The organism is Pantoea sp. 18059 (genome assembly GCF_902706165.1).
GTDB classification, from domain to species: domain Bacteria; phylum Pseudomonadota; class Gammaproteobacteria; order Enterobacterales; family Enterobacteriaceae; genus Pantoea; species Pantoea agglomerans.
Genome location: NZ_CACSJS010000009.1, coordinates 82,724 through 101,536 on the forward strand (window position 1 = coordinate 82,724; position 18,813 = coordinate 101,536).

The following is an 18,813-nucleotide window of genomic DNA, read 5'->3' on the forward strand; positions in this document are numbered from 1 at the left end:
ATGGCGTGGCCACGTTGAAAGCAAATGCATTGACGATCAACACCCTTGGCAATAATTCGCAGGGTATTAATATCCAGGATAATGGTTCGGTTGATCTGGGCAGCAACTCGACCATTATTACCACTGGGGATCTTTCTGCTGGCATCTGGAGCTGGGGTGAGCTGAAGGCCGATCATCTGACAATCAGTACTGCGGGTGAGACCTCTGCAGGTCTGTCAGGCCGTGACAACAGCCTGTCAAACATTGGTGCTGGTAGCGTGATCTCCTCTGATCAGACTGGCGGCATTGTGACTATGGGCGACAATGCCATCGTTAACTTCATTGGCAGTGAAGAAGAACGCAATACGGTCTATTCAGCAGGTTTTTATGGCGTATCCGCACAGTCAACCGGCGCAACCATTAATCTGCAGAACACCGATATTATGATGAAAAATGTGGATACCATGACCCTGGGTATTTGGTCCACAAGCGGTGGCACAGTTAACGGTGATGCAGTGACCATTACCGGCCCGGAGAATGCTACAGGTGTCTACGCCATGGCTGGTGGTAAAGCGAATCTTACGGGTGATCTGACCATTGATATGGGCTCTCCGAATGGGATAGCCATGGCTACGCAATATGATGATGGTTATGCAGCAGGTGTCATCACCACCGACGGAAAAGCGCAGATCGTTGGTAGCGTTTTATCCCGGGCCGGACTCATCGACCTCAATCTGACATCAGGTTCACTCTGGTCTGGCAGCGCCAGCAGCGATAACGTCAATAATGGCCATCTGAACGTTAATCTGACCGACAGCACCTGGAATGTATCGCGAACATCCAATGTCGATAATCTGACATTGAGTAACTCGCTGGTTGCCGGCCAGCTCGTCCTCGGTGTTGTTCGTGATTTCCGGAGCCGCCGTGCTGGTGTCAACGGTAAAGCTCCAGTCACCGTCTGCCTGCGGGCCTTCGTTGCCCGCCGCGTCCACCGCCGCAACCGTCAGGTCGTGAGAGGTGCCGTCCGCCATATCCTGCTCCGGCGTCCAGCTCCACTTGCCGTCCGCGTCCACCGCTGCGCTGCCGACGAACTCGCCGTTGTCATAGATATTGACGTGATCGATGTCGGCGGTTGCGTCGCCGGAAAGAGTCGGCCGCGCGTCGTCGGTGACCGAGCCGCTGGCAATTTCGCCGGTAATCGCACCGACGTCGTCGGTCAGGGTGACTGAGTCACTGACAATGCCGGAGTTGATGTTATCTGGAGGAGTTATGTCCGGTCGGGAACCATTGGACGGCGGAGAGACATTACCCGCAGGATCGACGACCACGATAGTTACGTCGGTATCCCCTTCATTGACAGGGTTAGGCTGGATACTCCAGTCACCATTTTCATCAACTACAACTGTGGTGGTTTCACCGGTACTGCCATCGGAAATAACCACAGTTGAACCAGGTTCTGCTTTACCTGAGATTTGTTCATCATCATTGCTATTTATAACCGCCGCTTCTGGCGAAGAGGTGTCAGTAAACTCTTCAGTCAGGCTACCGCTATTGCCCGCACTATCAGTTACCGTAACAGTGACGGTGCCATTTGGTTGTGAAGTCGGTGCTTCCACATACCAGTTACCTTCACTGTCCGTCTGGGTCGTGATCTGGGTGCCATCAGGCAGTTGAATGACAACCTGTGAGTCAGGGCTATTCGATGTTCCGGAAAACTCTGGACGACCATCATTATCACTGTCCGCAACAGGATCAAGTGTCACCGATACACTCTTAGCGGAAGAGTCATGGCCACTGCTACCACGCCCGGACGCACCAATAGCAACGCCGCCTGCCGCGCCGCCCAGCAGCATAAAGGGCAACCAACCAAAATTGTTGTCACTGGCAGTCAGCGGATCGGCACTGGCATATCCTTCACCACCTAATACCTGTTCACCGCTCTGACCTTCAGTTAAAGCTGGCGGGTATTCAGCCACATCGCCGGAAGTCGGCACATATTCATAAAATTGACCGTTTTCGCCCAGCCCAATCAGATGAACGTTTTCATTATCATAATAATCTTCCAGCACAATATCAGGATGCTGAGAATCATCCTGGCTAAAGAAAAGCTGCAGATTATTGCCAACGCGCCTGGTTACAACCATTTGCGGAGCATGTCCTGTAGCGCTATCGATCAGTTCTATATTTAATGCACCCTGATGCGGAACTTTGATCGTTGTAGGATTTTCAGATTTTGTATCAACAGTGTATGAAGAGATAATACCCTTCACACCACGCAAGTTCACTTTCAACATAACAACCTTCTTAATTAACGAGGATTGATTAAATTCAATAGAAATAAGGCTTTCACAAACCCTTAATCTCTATATTCATATACTTCGAATAACCGTGATTTTATGACGAGATAATCTGCAATCCTGACATTGCTTCCAGCACAACTCTTGATTCTGGAGTCAGTGAACGGCATTATCAGAACTGATTAATAAAAAATATGGTGCCAGATTGCATCAATGCAGTGAGTATGCAGCGCCCTGAGCTTTACTGCTTTTATCAGCTATCTTCATAGCATTGCTCTGAGCATGACTACTGTCAGAATTTAATAGTGAAGAAGCCACCGGGTGATTCAATAGTTTTGACTCGCCCGCTTCAGAACAAGAACGTTCATTTACTACACGCGATAACGTACGTGATTGTGCTTTGAGACTGGTTAAAACAGATTCAGCTTCCTTTGCAGGCACCAGACGCGCCGTGATTTTCTGCTGATCATTTACCGCTAACTGATAGTAATAGCGCTCACCTGATTTCAGCGCTGGTGTGGATACTTCAATTTTTGCTGGCTGGACAAAATCATGCTGGCTGAACATAACGTCCAGTTTTTTCTGGCCAGGACACACACTAATTTCAGTCCCTCTATCACCTGACATTACGCTCGTATAGTATTGATTATTAACAAATACGTTAACGACGCGTTTTGATGCGGCAGGATTTTTTTCATCAATACGGTAGACAATAAAGTGCGCACGCGGGTCGCGTATCTGCTCCGGCGCCTTGTCATTGTTGACCTCTTTAAACAACGATGGCGCAGGAACGTTCTGCGATGGCGCCGCCTCAACATAATTGCAGTACAGGTAGCCTGTAAGTAATAAAACCATACTCAGCATTGCTCCCTGCATAAATTTAAAGGGATTATTCGATGCTTTGCATGTTAAACGTGAATTATTTTCCATATAACTCTCCTTAAGGTGCTTAACCTTTATATTTAAAACACCTTATATCCGATGTTGAACAGGAACTGACAACTCCTTAAAAAATAAAAAATGGGAAATTTAAACAGCGCAGAAGGGTGAGCCTACGCCTCTGGATAACGTTAAATCTCATTTACATTGATAACTCCTTTGTAAAGTTCAAGCAACGAGACATCATTGATAAATGCATTAAATTCTTTATCTCCTTTCAGAGCGAACTTTCTCATCACATTATATTTATGTGCATAGATTGTTTTAACTGACAAATCTAACCTTTTTGCTGTCTGGATTACACTGTATCCTTTCTTCAAAAAACTAAGCACCTGAAGTTGCACCACGGTGATACGTGCAAATTCGCACCGTAAACAGTCTGAAGGCAGATATCCCATAACTCTTCCCTGAGTGTTTAACCAGGCTTTTGTTATTTTCTCAGTTATTGAACGTACCGAATCCCTTTTTGACACTTCAAGCAAAGATTGATAACAAAATGGTAACGGGTTTTTAATTTTCTCTCCGAAAGCATCGGTAAATACCAATATGATACTGCCAGGCTTTCGCTCGCGATAAGCGGGTTGACACATATAAAGACGCCATTGCGAAACATTGATCAGGATGAAGTCAGCCTGCCGCAGGTTATGACTATCAAAACCTGATAAAAATTTTACTTCTGCATCAGATAGCAGTGCCTCCTCAATTACCTTTGATATGCCCAGTCTGAAGAAGTAATTGTCATCCGTACAAACCACATTAACATCCATTTTTTCCCTTCAGCATCACAAAATTCACGATGACAAATATTATATTCAGGTGAACTTACCGTTAATCAGTACCAATTCGCCTTTCTCTTTTAGTTCCTTGAGCACTCTGCAAATGGAACTTTTTGATAAATGAGAACTATTTTCAATAAGGTATAGTGCTGAAAATCGTTTCTTTAAATGAGTCGGCAGTTTTTTCCATCTTTCAATCAAAGAAAGAACTTCATCATATGAGTTACTTTTTGGTAACTGAATGTAATTCATCAGATCAGAATACTGTCCTGATAAAATAGACATTGCGTCATTAAAAAGATCTTTCTCAAAAACTAATCGCCAGAACACGTCATAGTCAATGAAACTGACTTTTCCATAATCGACTCGTTCCAGATAGACTGGCGGCTCATCTAAAGCTGGAGTGACGCCGACAACAAACGGAGCGGATAAGATATTCAAAACCTTATTCTCGCCTTTAAGTTTAAGTAAAAAATCGCCGTCAAGAATGAACATAACGCGACGTACATTATCTTTAGTCAAATGATAACGGCGCTTGCCTCTTGAAATTTCATCTGGATTAGCAATCTGCGTAAATCCTGCTAATGCATCGATGATCCGTTCATGATTTTCAGTCACTCTATACATATTAATTAACTCAATCTAACTGACGCATTGGTCAGTGATTAGCAACAATTCGTAAAATCAGTTTTTTATAGTCTCTTTTTCTTTCGCCTGGTGTACTCGCTTACCTGAGCTCGCCTCCATAACTCGGGCAGTTAAAAATAGTCTTTATCGGTTCCACTATAATAAAACCGACCCAACAAAATTCAAAACCGCAAATACAAATAAATAAAGACATTCAGGCTAATAAAAGAAACAATAACCAGATCTTACACCATTCAAATGCTGTTTAGTTAGCACATAAATCTACTTTGTAGCACCTTACGGGCAGTGTTATAACTTTTTTCCTAAAAAAAGAATTTCCCATTACCATTTGAAAGATGATGTTATGAGCATGCTATTTTAAAATCACGTATTTAAACACCTCTCTCAATTTTCCAGCATGGCTGAAAAGAAACAAATCAAATTGGCATCAATGTTAATGCTCCTTACTAAAGTTACGCTGTCAGGCAGCATTGCATGGAAGGAATTAAACCACAGCACCCATCAAACAGATACTTAAATTGATTATCTTTAAATATTTAGTTTTTTATCCTGATAAATATAATTTACTTAGCTTAAATCACCAGAAACTGGCAAATGGGATTTTTCCCTTTTTAATTCCACTTCTCAAATGACTTCACATTCAGGCAAGTGAAATCATTAACTCATAGCTTTATGCACAAGCTTATTCATAGATGAATCAGTTTCACTGAACCGCGTTCATGGCATGCGCTTCCCTGATGCCAGATAATTTTAAGCATCAGGCATAAGCAGTGCTGTTAATGGTTAAATCACGCATAAGAATAATGTACGCTCAAAAAACTCCAGAATACCAACAGCAGTTAATATTATGTAAAAATATAATAGCCATATCCTTGCTTGCGATAACAAAAGAAGAATTATGGATGTTTTACTATTTCATTTTTTATGACCACCCATTCTAATAGCGCCGTTCGCTAGAAGCGGCATAAATAATAATATTGAAAAAATGATACATGGAGATATCGATGAGAGAGTTAACATCTTTTGAAATGCAAAACGTTTCAGGAGCAGGTTTTTTTGACTTTATTGGTGCTGTAGTTGTCGGTGCCGTTACAGGTATTAGTTCTTTTGGTCTTAAATGGGGAATGAGTGGCGGAAGCACCGGTGGCGTGTTAGGCGTTGGTATTGTCTCTGCCGGTGTAGGTCTGATTGTCGGCGCAGTCCTTGGTCTTGTTGATGGTGCTTTATATGGTGCTATGAATGGCTGGGATAGCACGGCAGGCTGGTTTAACGCGGTCGTTGAAAACCAGTTTGATCCTAATGCATCTGTAATTACAGCTTAAGGAAACAACATGCGTGAATTGAACAATAAAGAAATCGAAGGCGTTAGCGGTGGTTCATTAACTTCGGTGATCCTGGATTTCTTTAAGCAGCTAGGCGCAAGCTCAGAAGAGAAAACTGAATGGACGCGCCCAGACTCAATTCCAGCAGCGAACCCGGTTAGTGGGTCTGCCTTTGGCATGGGTATTGTTGGTGTCGCAGCAGCAGTCGTATTTGGATTGCTGATTTTCTAATTCTCTTGTGAGGAATGAATCCTCCAGGGAAGTGAACGATTTTTAAATCGTTCATTAATTGATGTTATTAATTATTTTATACAAAGGAAAGTATATGAAAAAGTTATCTATGGTTGCTCTTGGTCTGATGCTGGCTGCTGCTCACGTTAATGCTGCTGAAGCTTCAGATGGCACCATTAACTTCACAGGAAATATTGCGTCTCAGACTTGTACTGTAAGCGTAAACGGCGGCGGCAGCACTGCAACCGTTACACTGCCTAAAGTAGCAAGTAGTATTTTAAGCACATCTGGTCAGACTGCAGGTAACACTCGCTTCACTATGGCGCTGAGCAATTGCTCAGCTACGACTGGTGACGTGTACGCTTACTTTGAACAAGGTGCCAACGTCAATGCTGATGGTCGTTTGACCAATACTGGTACTGCAACGAATGTTGACCTGCAGCTGCTGGATAGCGGAAATGGCGTGTTGAACGCGGGTAGCACTGAGCAGACCACCTCTCCAAAAACTGTCGCTCTGACTGCTGGTGCAGGTACTCTGACCTATTCTGCTCAGTACTATGCAACTGGTGCAGCTACTGCTGGTACCGTCTTATCAGCTGTGAACTATTCAATCAATTACCTGTAATTGATTATGGTGGGAGCATCTGTTCCCACCTCTCTTCCTCTATCATCATTTCTGTCAAAATCATGAAAAAAAAAAGTTTTAAATTTTTGATCTCCTGTCTGCTGGCTTTTACGGTGACCTCATCGGCTTTTGCCAGCGTGACGATTATCGGCACCCGGGTAATCTACCCCGCAACAGAAAAAGAAGTCACAGTCCGCTTAGATAACCATGGCAATCAACCTGCGCTGGTACAGGCCTGGATTGACAATGGAAATCCTGATGAAGCACTGGATAAAATAAACGTACCGTTTGTCTTGCTACCGCCTGTTTTCCGTATGGAGGCTAACAAAGGACAGACATTACGTATCGTTTATACCGGTTCAAACCTGCCCAAAGATAAAGAGTCGGTATTCTGGCTTAACGTACTCGACATCCCTCCTCGCGATAAAAGCCTTGCGAATCAAAATCAGTTGCAAATGGCTATTCGTAGTCGCATCAAAATTTTCTTTCGCCCAGCCCGGTTCGATGCGATGCAAGCCACAGAAGCAGCGTCGGGTCTTATCTGGCATCAAGGGGAGAAAGCGAATCAGCTGACAGCAACAAATAACTCTTCGTTTTACGTCAACGTTTCACAGATCAATGCCGAGGATAACGCGGGGCGAAAAGTAGTCAGTGAAAAGGGAGATATGCTTGCACCAGGCGAAACAAAAAGCTTCTCCCTAAAAGGATTGAACGCAAATCAAATCAAAACAAACTTTCATTATCAATATCTGGATGATTATGGCGCTGCACGCAATGTAGACGCCAAAATTAGTCAGTAACTTTGGTAACTCATCAGGGGTAATAATGATGGCAAGGATGATTAAAAATAATAAACAAACGGGCAAAATATTTTACCGATCTTTTCTGGCGCTTTTTTTAACTGCATCAACAGGCGCCGCATTTGCAGAAAATTCGTATGATTTTGACGAATCATTTGTGAAGAATCTACCGGGCGTTAAAGTTGATGTGGCCCGCTATGCAACCGGTAACCCTATTGATCCTGGTACTTATACGCTGGATATTTTCCTGAATGGTCGTCAGATTGGTCGGGAAAATGTTCAGGTCATTCGTGAAGGGGCGGGAACCAAAGCGTGCCTTTCCTATGATCTGGTCAAAAGCTTGTCCCTTAAGGACACAATTTTTAGCCCGGGACAAGCTGAAGATTTGCGCTCTGGTAAACAGTGTATGGCGCTGGAGGAGGTGGTTAAAGAGAGTCATGCCGCTATCAATTCTGCCGATATGCAGATGGATATCTCAATTCCGCAAATTTATCTGTTGCGATCTGCGCGCGGCTACGTTGCGCCAGAATTCTGGGATAAGGGTGAAACAGCACTCACGCTAACCTATAACACCAACTATTATCGCTCTGTAAATCACGGTCAGCCATATGACTCATTTTATGGCCGTGCACTGGCGGGTTTTAACCTTGGCGGATGGATGTTCCGTCACGATGGTTCTCTCAGCTGGCAACGTCAAAAAAACAACGAGTATCATCATTACGATGCAATTAATACCTATGTCCAGCGTGATATTCCGCAAATAAAATCACGGCTGTTATTAGGTGAAGGCAATACCAGTGGCGAAATTTTCGATACGCTTTCTTTTCGTGGTGCGCAAATATCTACAGTTGACCAGATGTGGCCAGACTCTCAGCGAGGCTATGCACCAGAAATCCGCGGCGTAGCCCGAACCAACGCTCAGGTAACTGTATCGCAAAATGGCAACAAAATTTATGAAACGACGGTTTCACCAGGCCCTTTTAATATCACCGATCTTTATCCTACAGGCTACGGTGGTGATTTAGACGTGACCGTGAAAGAAGCTGACGGCGGTGAGACCCGTTTCTCAGTTCCTTACGCAGCGATGACGCGTCTGAAACGTCCGGGCATGACTTTTTATAGTCTGACCGGTGGTGTATCCCGAAAAGACAATATGGTTTATACACCTTCGGTCTATCAGGGCACTATTCAGCATGGTTTTAGCAATAGTCTGACCGGTTACTCAGGTATTCTGGGATCAGATAACTACACCTCTGTGCTGTTGGGAGGTGCATTTGGTTTACCTGTTGGTGCGATCTCACTGGATATTACTGGGGCTCAGACAAAATATGGTGATGAGAAAAAGCAAGGTGTAAGTTATCGGGCAACTTATAGTAAGAAGGTTTCTCAGACTAACACGAATTTTACTCTGGCGGCTTACCGCTTCTCATCATCCGGTTATTACAGCTTTGATAATGCATTACAAATCAATAACTATTATAAAAAAAATCATAAAAACAGTTCGTCAAATTATCTTTCGCGCCCCAAACAACGTTTTTCTATGACGGCAAGCCAAAATTTTGGGGAGTCATATGGGAATATCTATCTTACTGGTTTGTTCAGAATTACTGGGATTCTGCCGGAACAAATACGCAATTTCAGCTGGGTTACAATAATACAATTGGTCGGGTCTCCTATACTTTATCAGCAAACCGATTATTATATTCAACCGGCGGGCATGACACTCAACTGTCACTCGACTTCTCGGTGCCAATTGGCAGCGATAGTCAAAGTTATGTAACCGGAAGTGCGACACATAATAAACAAGGTGTGAATGCACAAACAGCAGTTAATGGTGTTCTGGGTGAACATGACCAATATAACTATAACGTTGGAATAGCGCGCGATACTGATAATGAGAAGTCCGGTTCAGTTAGTGGGCAGTACCGTTCGCCCTACAGTATGCTGACGGCGTCTTATACTAAAGGGGAAAACTATTATTCTGCCTCGGGTGGTATCAGCGGTGCGGTAGTCGCTTTACCTGATAGCATTAATTTCAGCGCTTATCAGTCTACGACTTATGCTGTTGTTACCGCAGAAGATGCAGAGGGCGCGCGTGTACTCGGCTATCCCAATATTGTGTTAAACGGCAGCGGCAAAGCTATTGTGCCAAACCTTAACCCGTACCGGATAAACGAACTGGCCATCGACCCAAAAGGAATTCCACTGGATGTTGAGCTTGAATCAACTCAGCAGCGCGTTATTCCTGTTGAGGGTGCAGTTGTCAGACTTGATTATAAAACCAGCAAAGGAAAGCCACTGTTAATTCGGGCTAATCAGCCGAACGGAAATGCCTTGCCATTTGGTGCAACGGTTAATGATGAAGACGGTAACCTTATCACCACTGTTTCACAGGGTGGTCAGATTTATGTGAGGTTAAATAAAGATGTCAGCCGCCTGCATATTTCCTGGGGTAAAGCAGCCAGTGATAAGTGTCTGGTTAACCTGGAGTCCGGTATTGTTAATTCCAGTGAAAACAACACCCTTGCAAGGCTCACAACAACATGCAGCAGCGATCAATCAAAACCTGTTCGCTACGTGTCTAACGGCGAAATGAACAAAGATAATCAGGGTTAATCGGGTGACATTATGATGTTTATTAACTTTAGAAGGACACTGACCAGAATAGTCAGCATCATGATTATGGTATCTGGTTTCGTCATGCTAGCACCAATTAATGCGAACGCGGCAGATGATGTCACACTGACGTGCAAAAAATCTCTTTCTGATGCGGTATTAGATTTCCGCTCACTGGGGATAAATATTTCGGCAGCTGTTCCGGTGGGCACGGTCGTTTATAGTGGCAATTTAACAGTCACGTTCAAATGTGCCCTGGATAATCTGCAACAGTTTTTTGATGGTTTAACGGGAGAAGTGTACTTAAAGCGTAAAACAATTGCTGAAGATGCACTCGGTTATGGCTTAACCATTTATACCGGTTACGGTGGTGAAATGTCCACCGACGCTGCCAATATTCCTACCGGCAACAAGATCGCTACTTACGCGTTAACCAGTGGCGGTACAGTCGGTGCTTATACTGATGTCACATTGAATGTGCCTTTTCAGATTGTGCGGACGTCAAACTCGATGGCTGGCCCCAATTTGCTTCCGGACTATGTCAACGTATTTGATGTAGGCTCATTGGTACCAGGAAATGACCTGAAACTTTATGTCAGATATATTAAAAGCGGCATCACTGTGAGGGATCAAACCTGCTCAGCAGCAGGCGATGTTAACCCGAAGGTGTCATTAGGGAGTTACACAGCGAATACCAGCAGTGGTTTGGGTTCCGGTATTGGACAAACCAGCCCATCTACCGCTTTTAATCTTCAGCTTAACTGTGAGGCACTTCTTTCAGGTACCTTTGACGTTATGATGCAGTTGGATGGGGATGCGGCTGATGGGCTATCGGATGTCGGCGTAGTTTCTCTGAACTCGACCTCAACTGCCAGCGGAGTGGGTGTTCAGATTCTGAATGAAAGTCAGCAACCTGTTGCACTGGCAGCACCATACAGAGTTGCAGCTTATCCACTGTCGTCAGCATTGATAACAGTGCCCTTATATGCACGTTATTACCAGACTGCTGCCACAATAACCCCTGGTAGTGCTAACGCAGTTGCTACCTATACCATTAGTTATCAGTAACCATATGGGCTCTTCGGAGCCCTTTACCAGACTTTATAAACTGAGAAAGGATTTTATCAGTGGATAGGCCATTAAAAGGAAGGAGGTTTAAAGTTGGTGTCTCTGATGAGAGTCCTTTTATTTTTTATTCAATACAAAAAATACTCTCAACCGGATTTCACAACCTGGACATTGCAGCATACCCGGTAGAAGCAGAAAACCTTTTTGTAAAACTGAATAGCGATCCTCCTGATATATTAATTACTGATTTTTGCTTTAACTTTGAACGTAATGATTTGAACGGCGTTAGAAAGCTAGAAGAAATTTACAACCATAATGCTAACCTTAAAATCATTATCTTTACGGCACAGAATAGCCCGGCCATTTTGAAAAGAATATTGCAAATTCCGGTAAATGCAATAGTGAGCAAACGTGATGATATACGGGATCTGGTAGAAGCTTTGCACTGGGTTTGCTCATCGAATTCTGAAATATTTTATTCAGAAAAGATGAAAGATCTGGCGCATTCTGCTTCAGAGGAGCCCGCACAGACTCTTTTATCACCCGCAGAAGTTGAAGTAATCAGACTTTTTGCTATCGGGTACAGTTTAATGGAGATAGCTAAAGCACGTAAACGTAGTATCAGTACGGTTGCAACGCAGAAATATAACGCCATGCGTAAACTTCAGCTGCAGTCTAATACCGATTTGATTAAATATGTCTTTGCCCAGCAACTCATTTAATTTCGGGCTTAATTTTTAAGAAACAGCGAGCATCATGAAATTTTATAATTTTAAAATTGCATTTATTGTACTGTCCTGCGTGCCATTTGGATCTTATGCGACCAGCTTACAGCAGGCTGCCCGAGCCGCATTAACCTATGACTCTGCATTGCAATCCAGCCAGATGACCAGTGAAGCCGATCAGCAAAAATACTGGCAGGGTATGGCCGGAATGTTGCCCACATTGACGCTCGAAGGAAACTGGGATCGTCAGGAACAGCCGGATAAAAAATATCAAAGTGGTGTAACAAATCACAGTTACGATCTCAGTGTCAGACAACCCCTGTTTGATATGAGTAAATATGCTGGCTGGCGTAAAGGCGTTGCTATTGCCAATACCGCTGAAGCCCAGTCAAAAAAAGCTGAAGAAAAGTTATTAAATGCGATCAGTAATGCCTACTTTTCGGTGCTCTATCAGCAGGAAGTTTTACAGGCTGCGAAAGCTGCCAGTCACAACTTCAAACAACAGCAGCAAAAACTGCAGGCCGGTATTCTGAATGGACAAAACACTCGTACAGAGCTGGATGAAGCTAAGGCCAATTACGCTCTTGCTCAGGCCAAAGAAATAGAGGCGAGTAGTCAGTTATTGCTGGCTGGAGAAGCATTTCGTCGCTTATCGGGTGTCAGCCCGGACACTGTCGAGCCGGTAAACTTTCAGTGCCTTAACGCTTCGCCCTACGCTTCTTTAACTGATGCGATTAATGCCAGCCAGCAACGTAACACTGAAATCAAAATTGCCCTGTTTCAGAATGATCAGGCCGATGCTGATGTATTGGCTGCAGATGGCGCACATATGCCTGTCGTGTCACTTTACGCCAGATATGGCAAAAACTGGAGCCGTAACGATAACGACGATAATTTACTTTATGATGCTATTTTTGGCACTAAATCTAAAAGTAATAATCTGCAGTATGGCGTTAACGTTTCTATTCCATTATTCGCGGGTGGCAGCCAGATTTCACAATCTTATGAAGCAGCCTATCGCCGTCAGGCAGCGAAATATTCCACCATGGAAGCACAACGCAAAGCGGCTACAGATACACGTTCAGCATGGCTTAGTCTTACGAATGGAAAAGCGTTAATCAACGCGCAGAAAAATGCCGTCGAGTCTTCACGCGAAAAAGTGGTGTCTGTTCAATATGGCCGGGAAATGGGTTTCCGTACGGTAAATGATGAGCTTGATGCCCAGCAAAAATATTTTAGTGCGCTTAAAGATCAGGCTGAAGCTCGCTTCAATTACCTGAACGCCCTCATTAATCTGGCACAAAGTACCGGATCACTATCAATCGACATGCTGAATTTTTTTCAGTGCCGTTAATCCCTTACTCATGAGGATTATATAAATGGAACAGTCACTATTCCGTCAGGAGGCACTTGATGCAGCCAACCGTGGAAACCTGGGCATTGTGGCACTCTATTGCCCACCTTATCGCTGGTTAGTTATTTCCGTTGTAGTGCTGATCACTGCCGCGACAGCGCTGTTTTTTATATTTGGCAGTTATACAAAATATGAATCCTCTACCGGAGAACTGCTGCCTAAAAATGGCATGCTGATCATTCCGCCCCCCGTAAGCGCTACGGTGGTCGATATTCCGGTAAAAGAGGGCCAGCATGTTGAAAAAGACGATGTGCTGATGGTGTTGTCATCAGAGGTTTCAACACAGTTAGGTCAGACTCGTCAGGTTATTGCCGAGAATCTGAAAGGCCAGCGTGAAAGGCTTCAACAGGATCTGGTGACGCTTGAAAAGCTTCATCAGGTTGAAATGAAGGGCCTGACCGACACTATCGCCAGCCTGAAACTGCAACAGGAGCAGCTGAAGCTGCAATTGACACACCGTCGGAAACAGGTTTCCCTGGCGAAAATGCAGTTGGACAAGCTGGAAGCCATGCACAACGAAGGGTATGCCTCAAGCCGTCAGATGGAAGAGCAGGAGTCTAATCTGCTCGATAGCCAGGCGCGCTACCAGGAATATCAACGTCAGCTGTTGGACATCTCGCAAAAAATTGTTCAGACCGAGCAACAGCTGCATGAAAAACCGCTGGATGACGAGAAAAAGCGTAACGATATCGAGCGCCAACTGGCTGATAACCGTCAGTCGATGGCTGAAAATGAAGCGCGCCGCTCGTTTGAATTACGTGCGCCTAAAAGCGGGTATGTCGGCATGATTATGGTCAAAAATGGACAGATGCTCACCGCCGGTCAGTCAGCCATAGCAGTTTTGCCAAGCAATACTGAACTGGTCGCCCGCATCATGGTAAACACGCAGTCCATTGGTTTTATCCAACCGGGACAGCGGGTGGTGCTGCGCTATAAAGCGTTTCCTTATCAAAAGTTTGGTCAACAGTATGGAAAAGTTATCGAGGTTTCACGCACCGCTCTGTCTCCTCAGGAAGTCACTACGTTAACCGGCAAAAACAATATTCAGGAACAGCAGTACCGCGTGCTGGTCTCCCTGGACAAACAATCAATTACTGCTTATGCGCAGAATGAAAAACTCAAGCCGGGTATGGCGCTGGATGCTGATTTTATCGTCGACAAACGTCGTCTTTATGAATGGGTGCTGGAGCCAATTTTTGCGCTTGGACACAAAATCTCTCTCTGATTAAAAGGTCTGTTCTGTGTTGTTATTAGAGAAACTCAATTTTAAATGGTTTAACCGCCTGCCGATTATTCGTCAGTCACAGGCGACGGAATGTGGTCTTGCTTGTCTGGGGATGATTGCCAATTATCACGGTCATGAAATCGACATGATCACCCTGCGTCGCAGGTTCGCAACGTCGCTTAAGGGTGCAACACTTAGTGATGTCATTGCCATGGCACAACAACTCAATATGAGTTCCCGTGCGTTACGCGTTGATATGGAAGAGCTGTCTAAATTACGCATGCCCTGCATTCTGCACTGGGAATTGAACCATTTCGTTGTGCTAAAAAAAGTGCGTGGCAATAAGATCACGCTTCACGATCCTGCACGCGGCATTCGGGAACTGACATTTAAAGAAGCATCACCGGCGTTCACCGGCGTTGCACTGGAGCTGGTTCCCTCCTCCACTTTTGAGGTCAAAAAAGAAAAAGAAAGCATCTCGATGATGAAGCTGGTGGGCAGTGTGACAGGGGTGAAATCTGCCTTTGCTCAGGTGCTTATCCTGTCCATCGCTCTGGAACTTTTCGGCGTACTCTCCCCCTTCTTTATGCAGTGGGTGATGGATATGGTGCTGGTCTCCGCAGATTACTCGCTACTCTCCTTGCTCGGGATCGGCTTTATCATGATTGCGTTGTTTCAGACCATGATTACAGCGCTGCGCTCATGGGTGATGAGCTGGTTCTCAAGCCAGCTCAGCGTGCAGTGGACGGTCAATGTCTGTCACCATATGTTAAAGCTGCCACTTGAATGGTTCGAATCCCGTCACGTTGGTGACATTCTGTCCCGCTATGGCTCGCTGAACACCATCCAAAGTACGCTGACCAGCCGCTTCATTAGTACTGTGCTGGATGGGGTAATGTCGATCGTGACAGTAGTGATGCTGTTTATCTATAACGCTAAGCTTGCCTGGCTGGTAATTGGCCTTTTTGTCGCCTATGCACTGTTACGCTTCATGGCTTATGATCCTGTTCGCCGCGCCAACGAAGAGCAAATCATCAGTTCAGCCCGCACGCAATCTTCATTACTGGAAACGCTTCGCGGTATCCAGGCGGTAAAAACCAATAACAAGCAGGTGCCTCGTCTCTCCGCCTACATGAATTTCCTGGTGGATACGACCAACAAAGGCATTGTGATTCAGAAGCTTAACATTTTGTTTGGTTCCGCCCAGGGATTGCTCACTTCTGTAGGCAGGGTCGTACTGGTCTGGCTGGCTGCGCTGCAAGTACTGGATGGCAACTTCTCTGCAGGTATGCTTACCGCCTTTATTAGCTTCTCCGATCAGTTTATGAGCCGCGGTGCAGGTCTGATCAACGCCGTAATCGACTTCAGAATGCTGCGTATGCATGGTGAACGACTGGCCGATATCGTGTTGTCAGAAACTGAAGTCAGCTCAGAAGCCAGTCCGGTACTGGTGAGTAAAGATACGCATGATGAGACAGAAACGCCGCAGGATATCAAACTAACGGATATCCGCTTCCGCTATGCACCTACCGAACCCTGGGTAGTAAATGGTGCCAGTCTGGAAATTAAGGCTGGCGAAAGCGTTGCGATTGTCGGCCCTTCAGGTCAGGGAAAGACCACCATGGCCAAAATCATTCTGGGTCTGCTGCACCCGGAAGGTGGAACAATCACCGTGGGCGGAATGGACATTACCCAGACAGGACTTGAACACCATCGTAACCGTATCGGCTGTGTTATGCAGGATGACATCCTGTTCTCAGGCTCGATCAGTGAAAATATTAGCTTCTTTGATAATAATCCTGACCACGCAAAAATTACCCGTGTAGCACGCCTGGCGCAAATTCACGGCGATATCATGAAAATGCCGATGAACTATCAAAGCCTTGTCGGTGATATGGGATCGTTTCTCTCTGGCGGGCAGCTGCAGCGTATTCTGCTAGCTCGCGCCCTCTACCGCGAACCAAAAATACTGGTACTGGACGAAGCAACCAGTCATCTGGATATCTATAACGAAGCACAGATCAACAATGCAATAAAGCAAATGAAAATCACCCGAATCATGATTGCACATCGCCCGGAAACCATAAGAAGTGCAGATAAAATCGTCCTGTTAAATAACGGTACGCTCAGTGAAGTTACCGCAGAGCAGTTATTTGGCCAGACAGAAAAAACTAAAGAAATGGAGATTACACATGGATAAAAATATTTGTCGGTTTAGCGAAGGTATGATTACTTTACCGGAAGGCTACTGCGAGCGAACCCTGAACACGCTGGCGGATCCCCGTTCAGCGATGCCACCCGTCACTATTTCTCGTGATAAACTGGCCAATCACAACAATCCAGAAGAATATATCAGCAGTCAGCTTGCTATTCTGCAGAGACAAATGAAAGACTGGCAGCAGCAGGCAAATCAACCCGTGGTGTTGGGCGATAATCTGAGCACAGGCATCATGATTACTTATGATTTTCTGCGCCCGGATAATATCCGGCTTTATCAAAAACAGGCGATTTTCACCTTAAACCTGGAGGATGTATTAATTTTCTCTTTGTCAAAGGCTGCCCCCCTGACCGATGAAGAAATTCAGCTGTTTAATAATATCCTGAAGAGTTTCCAGAGCTGGCCCTGATACTTTTCCTCAGCAAAGCCTGACGACATAACGTTAAAAGAAAAACCGGGCAGGATAAACCCTTCCCGGTTTCATGCATTATGAACACCGCTAAATTAGCCGTTTACAGAGCTCAGTAACGCTGGCAGGTAAAGAGATAGGAGATCGGCCCACCGATAATATAGGTATTTTTATCAATCTTATCGACATCCAACTGCAGATGCGTTGGATCCAGCGTGATCTCTGCTAACAACTTATTAAAGATGACATCAGGGGTAGTATCAGTATTCGAAGTGACAACTTTGCTGATCTGATACCGGTAAGTATCATCGGAAATTTTAGCGCCATTGATTAATGCAACCCTTCTGTTAAGAATAGTAACACCGTCATTGCTCGTTGCCTGCCCATTCAGCAACAGATAGCCTGAATCCTTTTTTTCAAAACGTAAATCCTGGGCAACAGCGAACTCATTTCGTTTATCATCATTACGACTGAGATCGTAACGGCTAAACGCTGAGCAGCGAAAAGGAAAATCTTTGGCCTGATGTGTTAAGTAATAAACCCCTGCAAAAGTCACCATTAATAGCGCAGCCAGCATGAAGATAATATTAATACCAATGCTCCGCTTCATCCCATTCTCCAGTCAAGATAATAAAAATTGTCGCATGAGATGATATGACCATCGCTATTAATTTTACACGATGAAAGAATCGTTCTTCCGAAATTCTTAGTAGTAAAAGAGGTGTTTTTATCAAAAATAATCCGGTGACCCGCATCGCAGGTTTGATTATTTTCCCTTAGAATTTGCACTATTTGCTTACCCAATGCCTGTCGTTCAACCTCATCCAGACCCTGCAATAATACTGCTTCGCAGCCACCTTCAAGTTTTATTGAACTCATTGGAATAATTTGCTCGTCAGGACGCGATACCGTGAAATACCAGAGCACCATGCCCAGCACTATCAGAGCAACAGAAGCAAACCAGTATCGCCGGGTGACGTTAACGGACGTAGCTGGCAGCTGATTACCGGGCGGAGTGGCAGGCAGGACAACGTTTTCAGCAGACCCTTCAGTTATACTTCCTTCCGATATGTCATCAGTTAAAACTTCCGTCACCCCCATGACCGGGGCTGATTGACGTTCAATTTTAATATCGGTATTCAGGCGTATACCAATTTTCGGGATGGTGATAATCAGATTTTCACAGCCATAAGCCGCGAGTGCCCTGCGGACAATACTCAGATATTGATTCAGATTACTATTCGATCCACGCAGGCCATATTTATCCCAGACCTCGGTCAGCAACGTATCACGCGCCAGTATTTCTCCCCCGGAATTCAGTAACTGCTCAAAAAGCCGACCTGAAGAAATACTGAGGCTCAGCGACTCCTGAGTAGGAATGTGGCTAAGCGTGCAGTCATCAGAATTGTAAGAAACCTGATCATCGATTATGTAAATCATTAAGAAATCACTGAATTTCCGCTCATTTATCGACAGTATAATTCAGCTTATATGAAGAAGCACTACAGACGCGTTAATCAG

The 18,813-nt window shown here is 44.8% G+C and carries 18 protein-coding genes and 1 pseudogene; 13 read left to right on the forward strand and 6 right to left on the reverse strand.

The features are described 5' to 3' along the window. Positions 1-725: 725 nt before the first annotated feature. The gene (locus GVJ63_RS22585) at positions 726-1,832 is read right to left on the reverse strand and encodes an Ig-like domain-containing protein (RefSeq protein WP_370516271.1); all 1,107 of its coding nucleotides are present in this window, start codon (positions 1,830-1,832) and stop codon (positions 726-728) included. Between GVJ63_RS22585 and GVJ63_RS22410 the strand changes: the two genes are divergently transcribed. Then, positions 1,767-1,904, forward strand: a complete 138-nt coding sequence (locus GVJ63_RS22410; RefSeq protein WP_235038366.1) for a hypothetical protein — start codon at positions 1,767-1,769, stop codon at positions 1,902-1,904. The two genes, GVJ63_RS22585 and GVJ63_RS22410, sit on opposite strands and share 66 nt — an antisense overlap. Positions 1,905-2,486: 582 nt before the next feature. Here the strand turns inward: GVJ63_RS22410 and GVJ63_RS19795 are convergent. The 3 genes from GVJ63_RS19795 to GVJ63_RS19805 all read right to left on the reverse strand — a co-directional run bounded on the left by GVJ63_RS19795 (position 2,487) and on the right by GVJ63_RS19805 (position 4,618). Then, positions 2,487-3,206, reverse strand: coding sequence for a hypothetical protein (locus GVJ63_RS19795; protein WP_159227269.1), 720 nt, complete (start codon positions 3,204-3,206; stop codon positions 2,487-2,489). Between the two features lie 140 nt (positions 3,207-3,346). Then, on the reverse strand, positions 3,347-3,982 hold the full coding sequence (locus GVJ63_RS19800) for a LuxR family transcriptional regulator (RefSeq protein WP_159227270.1): 636 nt from the start codon (positions 3,980-3,982) through the stop codon (positions 3,347-3,349). 45 nt (positions 3,983-4,027) lie between these two features. Beyond that, the gene (locus tag GVJ63_RS19805; protein WP_010256759.1) at positions 4,028-4,618 is read right to left on the reverse strand and encodes a helix-turn-helix domain-containing protein; all 591 of its coding nucleotides are present in this window, start codon (positions 4,616-4,618) and stop codon (positions 4,028-4,030) included. A gap of 1,025 nt (positions 4,619-5,643) precedes the next feature. Here GVJ63_RS19805 and GVJ63_RS19810 point away from each other — a divergent pair. The 12 genes and pseudogenes from GVJ63_RS19810 (at position 5,644) to GVJ63_RS19860 (ending at position 17,292) form a co-directional block, all read left to right on the forward strand. Further along, positions 5,644-5,961 (forward strand): hypothetical protein, encoded by a 318-nt coding sequence (locus GVJ63_RS19810; protein ID WP_010256762.1) that lies wholly within the window; start codon positions 5,644-5,646, stop codon positions 5,959-5,961. A 9-nt stretch (positions 5,962-5,970) separates the two neighbouring features. After that, positions 5,971-6,192: a hypothetical protein gene (locus tag GVJ63_RS19815; protein WP_010256766.1), complete on the forward strand. Its 222-nt coding sequence runs from the start codon at positions 5,971-5,973 to the stop codon at positions 6,190-6,192. A 94-nt stretch (positions 6,193-6,286) separates the two neighbouring features. Further along, positions 6,287-6,817 (forward strand): fimbrial protein, encoded by a 531-nt coding sequence (locus GVJ63_RS19820; protein ID WP_010256772.1) that lies wholly within the window; start codon positions 6,287-6,289, stop codon positions 6,815-6,817. A 62-nt stretch (positions 6,818-6,879) separates the two neighbouring features. Then, on the forward strand, positions 6,880-7,617 hold the full coding sequence (locus tag GVJ63_RS19825; protein WP_033759838.1) for a molecular chaperone: 738 nt from the start codon (positions 6,880-6,882) through the stop codon (positions 7,615-7,617). A 37-nt stretch (positions 7,618-7,654) separates the two neighbouring features. Further along, a pseudogene (locus GVJ63_RS19830) lies at positions 7,655-9,828 on the forward strand (fimbria/pilus outer membrane usher protein); the annotation flags it as partial. A 123-nt stretch (positions 9,829-9,951) separates the two neighbouring features. Then, positions 9,952-10,233 carry a FimD/PapC C-terminal domain-containing protein gene (locus tag GVJ63_RS22415; protein WP_235038368.1) on the forward strand — a complete coding sequence of 94 codons (282 nt, stop codon included), beginning with the start codon at positions 9,952-9,954 and terminating at the stop codon, positions 10,231-10,233. 12 nt (positions 10,234-10,245) lie between these two features. Next, complete coding sequence (locus GVJ63_RS19835) at positions 10,246-11,301, forward strand: fimbrial protein (protein WP_062759546.1); 1,056 nt, start codon at positions 10,246-10,248, stop codon at positions 11,299-11,301. 59 nt (positions 11,302-11,360) lie between these two features. Further along, positions 11,361-12,023, forward strand: a complete 663-nt coding sequence (locus GVJ63_RS19840; RefSeq protein ID WP_010256781.1) for a response regulator transcription factor — start codon at positions 11,361-11,363, stop codon at positions 12,021-12,023. A 34-nt stretch (positions 12,024-12,057) separates the two neighbouring features. After that, entirely contained in the window at positions 12,058-13,380 is a 1,323-nt protein-coding gene (locus GVJ63_RS19845; RefSeq protein ID WP_159227271.1) for a TolC family outer membrane protein, read from the forward strand. A gap of 25 nt (positions 13,381-13,405) precedes the next feature. Then, entirely contained in the window at positions 13,406-14,665 is a 1,260-nt protein-coding gene (locus GVJ63_RS19850) for an HlyD family secretion protein (protein ID WP_022624194.1), read from the forward strand. Between the two features lie 16 nt (positions 14,666-14,681). Next, positions 14,682-16,865 carry a peptidase domain-containing ABC transporter gene (locus GVJ63_RS19855; protein ID WP_159227272.1) on the forward strand — a complete coding sequence of 728 codons (2,184 nt, stop codon included), beginning with the start codon at positions 14,682-14,684 and terminating at the stop codon, positions 16,863-16,865. Further along, positions 16,858-17,292 (forward strand): DcrB-related protein, encoded by a 435-nt coding sequence (locus tag GVJ63_RS19860; RefSeq protein ID WP_010256796.1) that lies wholly within the window; start codon positions 16,858-16,860, stop codon positions 17,290-17,292. Before GVJ63_RS19855 ends, GVJ63_RS19860 begins: the two co-directional genes overlap by 8 nt. A 112-nt stretch (positions 17,293-17,404) precedes the next feature. On the opposite strand, the gene GVJ63_RS19865 is transcribed toward GVJ63_RS19860, so the two are convergent. Continuing rightward, positions 17,405-17,902 carry a FidL-like protein gene (locus tag GVJ63_RS19865; RefSeq protein ID WP_159227273.1) on the reverse strand — a complete coding sequence of 166 codons (498 nt, stop codon included), beginning with the start codon at positions 17,900-17,902 and terminating at the stop codon, positions 17,405-17,407. Continuing rightward, complete coding sequence (locus GVJ63_RS19870; protein WP_010256802.1) at positions 17,899-18,732, reverse strand: winged helix-turn-helix domain-containing protein; 834 nt, start codon at positions 18,730-18,732, stop codon at positions 17,899-17,901. The genes GVJ63_RS19865 and GVJ63_RS19870 overlap by 4 nt, the downstream gene beginning before the upstream one ends. Between the last annotated feature and the right edge of the window lie 81 nt (positions 18,733-18,813).

Coding starts and splice junctions, on each gene's coding strand:
- GVJ63_RS19820 (WP_010256772.1), top strand. CDS start 6,287: ATGAAAAAGTTATCTATGGTTGCTCTTGGTCTGATGCTGGCTGCTGCT.
- GVJ63_RS22410 (WP_235038366.1), top strand. CDS start 1,767: ATGGCCACTGCTACCACGCCCGGACGCACCAATAGCAACGCCGCCTGC.
- GVJ63_RS19870 (WP_010256802.1), bottom strand. CDS start 18,732: ATGATTTACATAATCGATGATCAGGTTTCTTACAATTCTGATGACTGC.
- GVJ63_RS19835 (WP_062759546.1), top strand. CDS start 10,246: ATGATGTTTATTAACTTTAGAAGGACACTGACCAGAATAGTCAGCATC.
- GVJ63_RS22585 (WP_370516271.1), bottom strand. CDS start 1,832: ATGCTGCTGGGCGGCGCGGCAGGCGGCGTTGCTATTGGTGCGTCCGGG.
- GVJ63_RS19845 (WP_159227271.1), top strand. CDS start 12,058: ATGAAATTTTATAATTTTAAAATTGCATTTATTGTACTGTCCTGCGTG.
- GVJ63_RS19795 (WP_159227269.1), bottom strand. CDS start 3,206: ATGGAAAATAATTCACGTTTAACATGCAAAGCATCGAATAATCCCTTT.
- GVJ63_RS19800 (WP_159227270.1), bottom strand. CDS start 3,982: ATGGATGTTAATGTGGTTTGTACGGATGACAATTACTTCTTCAGACTG.
- GVJ63_RS19865 (WP_159227273.1), bottom strand. CDS start 17,902: ATGAAGCGGAGCATTGGTATTAATATTATCTTCATGCTGGCTGCGCTA.
- GVJ63_RS19825 (WP_033759838.1), top strand. CDS start 6,880: ATGAAAAAAAAAAGTTTTAAATTTTTGATCTCCTGTCTGCTGGCTTTT.
- GVJ63_RS19805 (WP_010256759.1), bottom strand. CDS start 4,618: ATGTATAGAGTGACTGAAAATCATGAACGGATCATCGATGCATTAGCA.
- GVJ63_RS19850 (WP_022624194.1), top strand. CDS start 13,406: ATGGAACAGTCACTATTCCGTCAGGAGGCACTTGATGCAGCCAACCGT.
- GVJ63_RS19810 (WP_010256762.1), top strand. CDS start 5,644: ATGAGAGAGTTAACATCTTTTGAAATGCAAAACGTTTCAGGAGCAGGT.
- GVJ63_RS19860 (WP_010256796.1), top strand. CDS start 16,858: ATGGATAAAAATATTTGTCGGTTTAGCGAAGGTATGATTACTTTACCG.
- GVJ63_RS19815 (WP_010256766.1), top strand. CDS start 5,971: ATGCGTGAATTGAACAATAAAGAAATCGAAGGCGTTAGCGGTGGTTCA.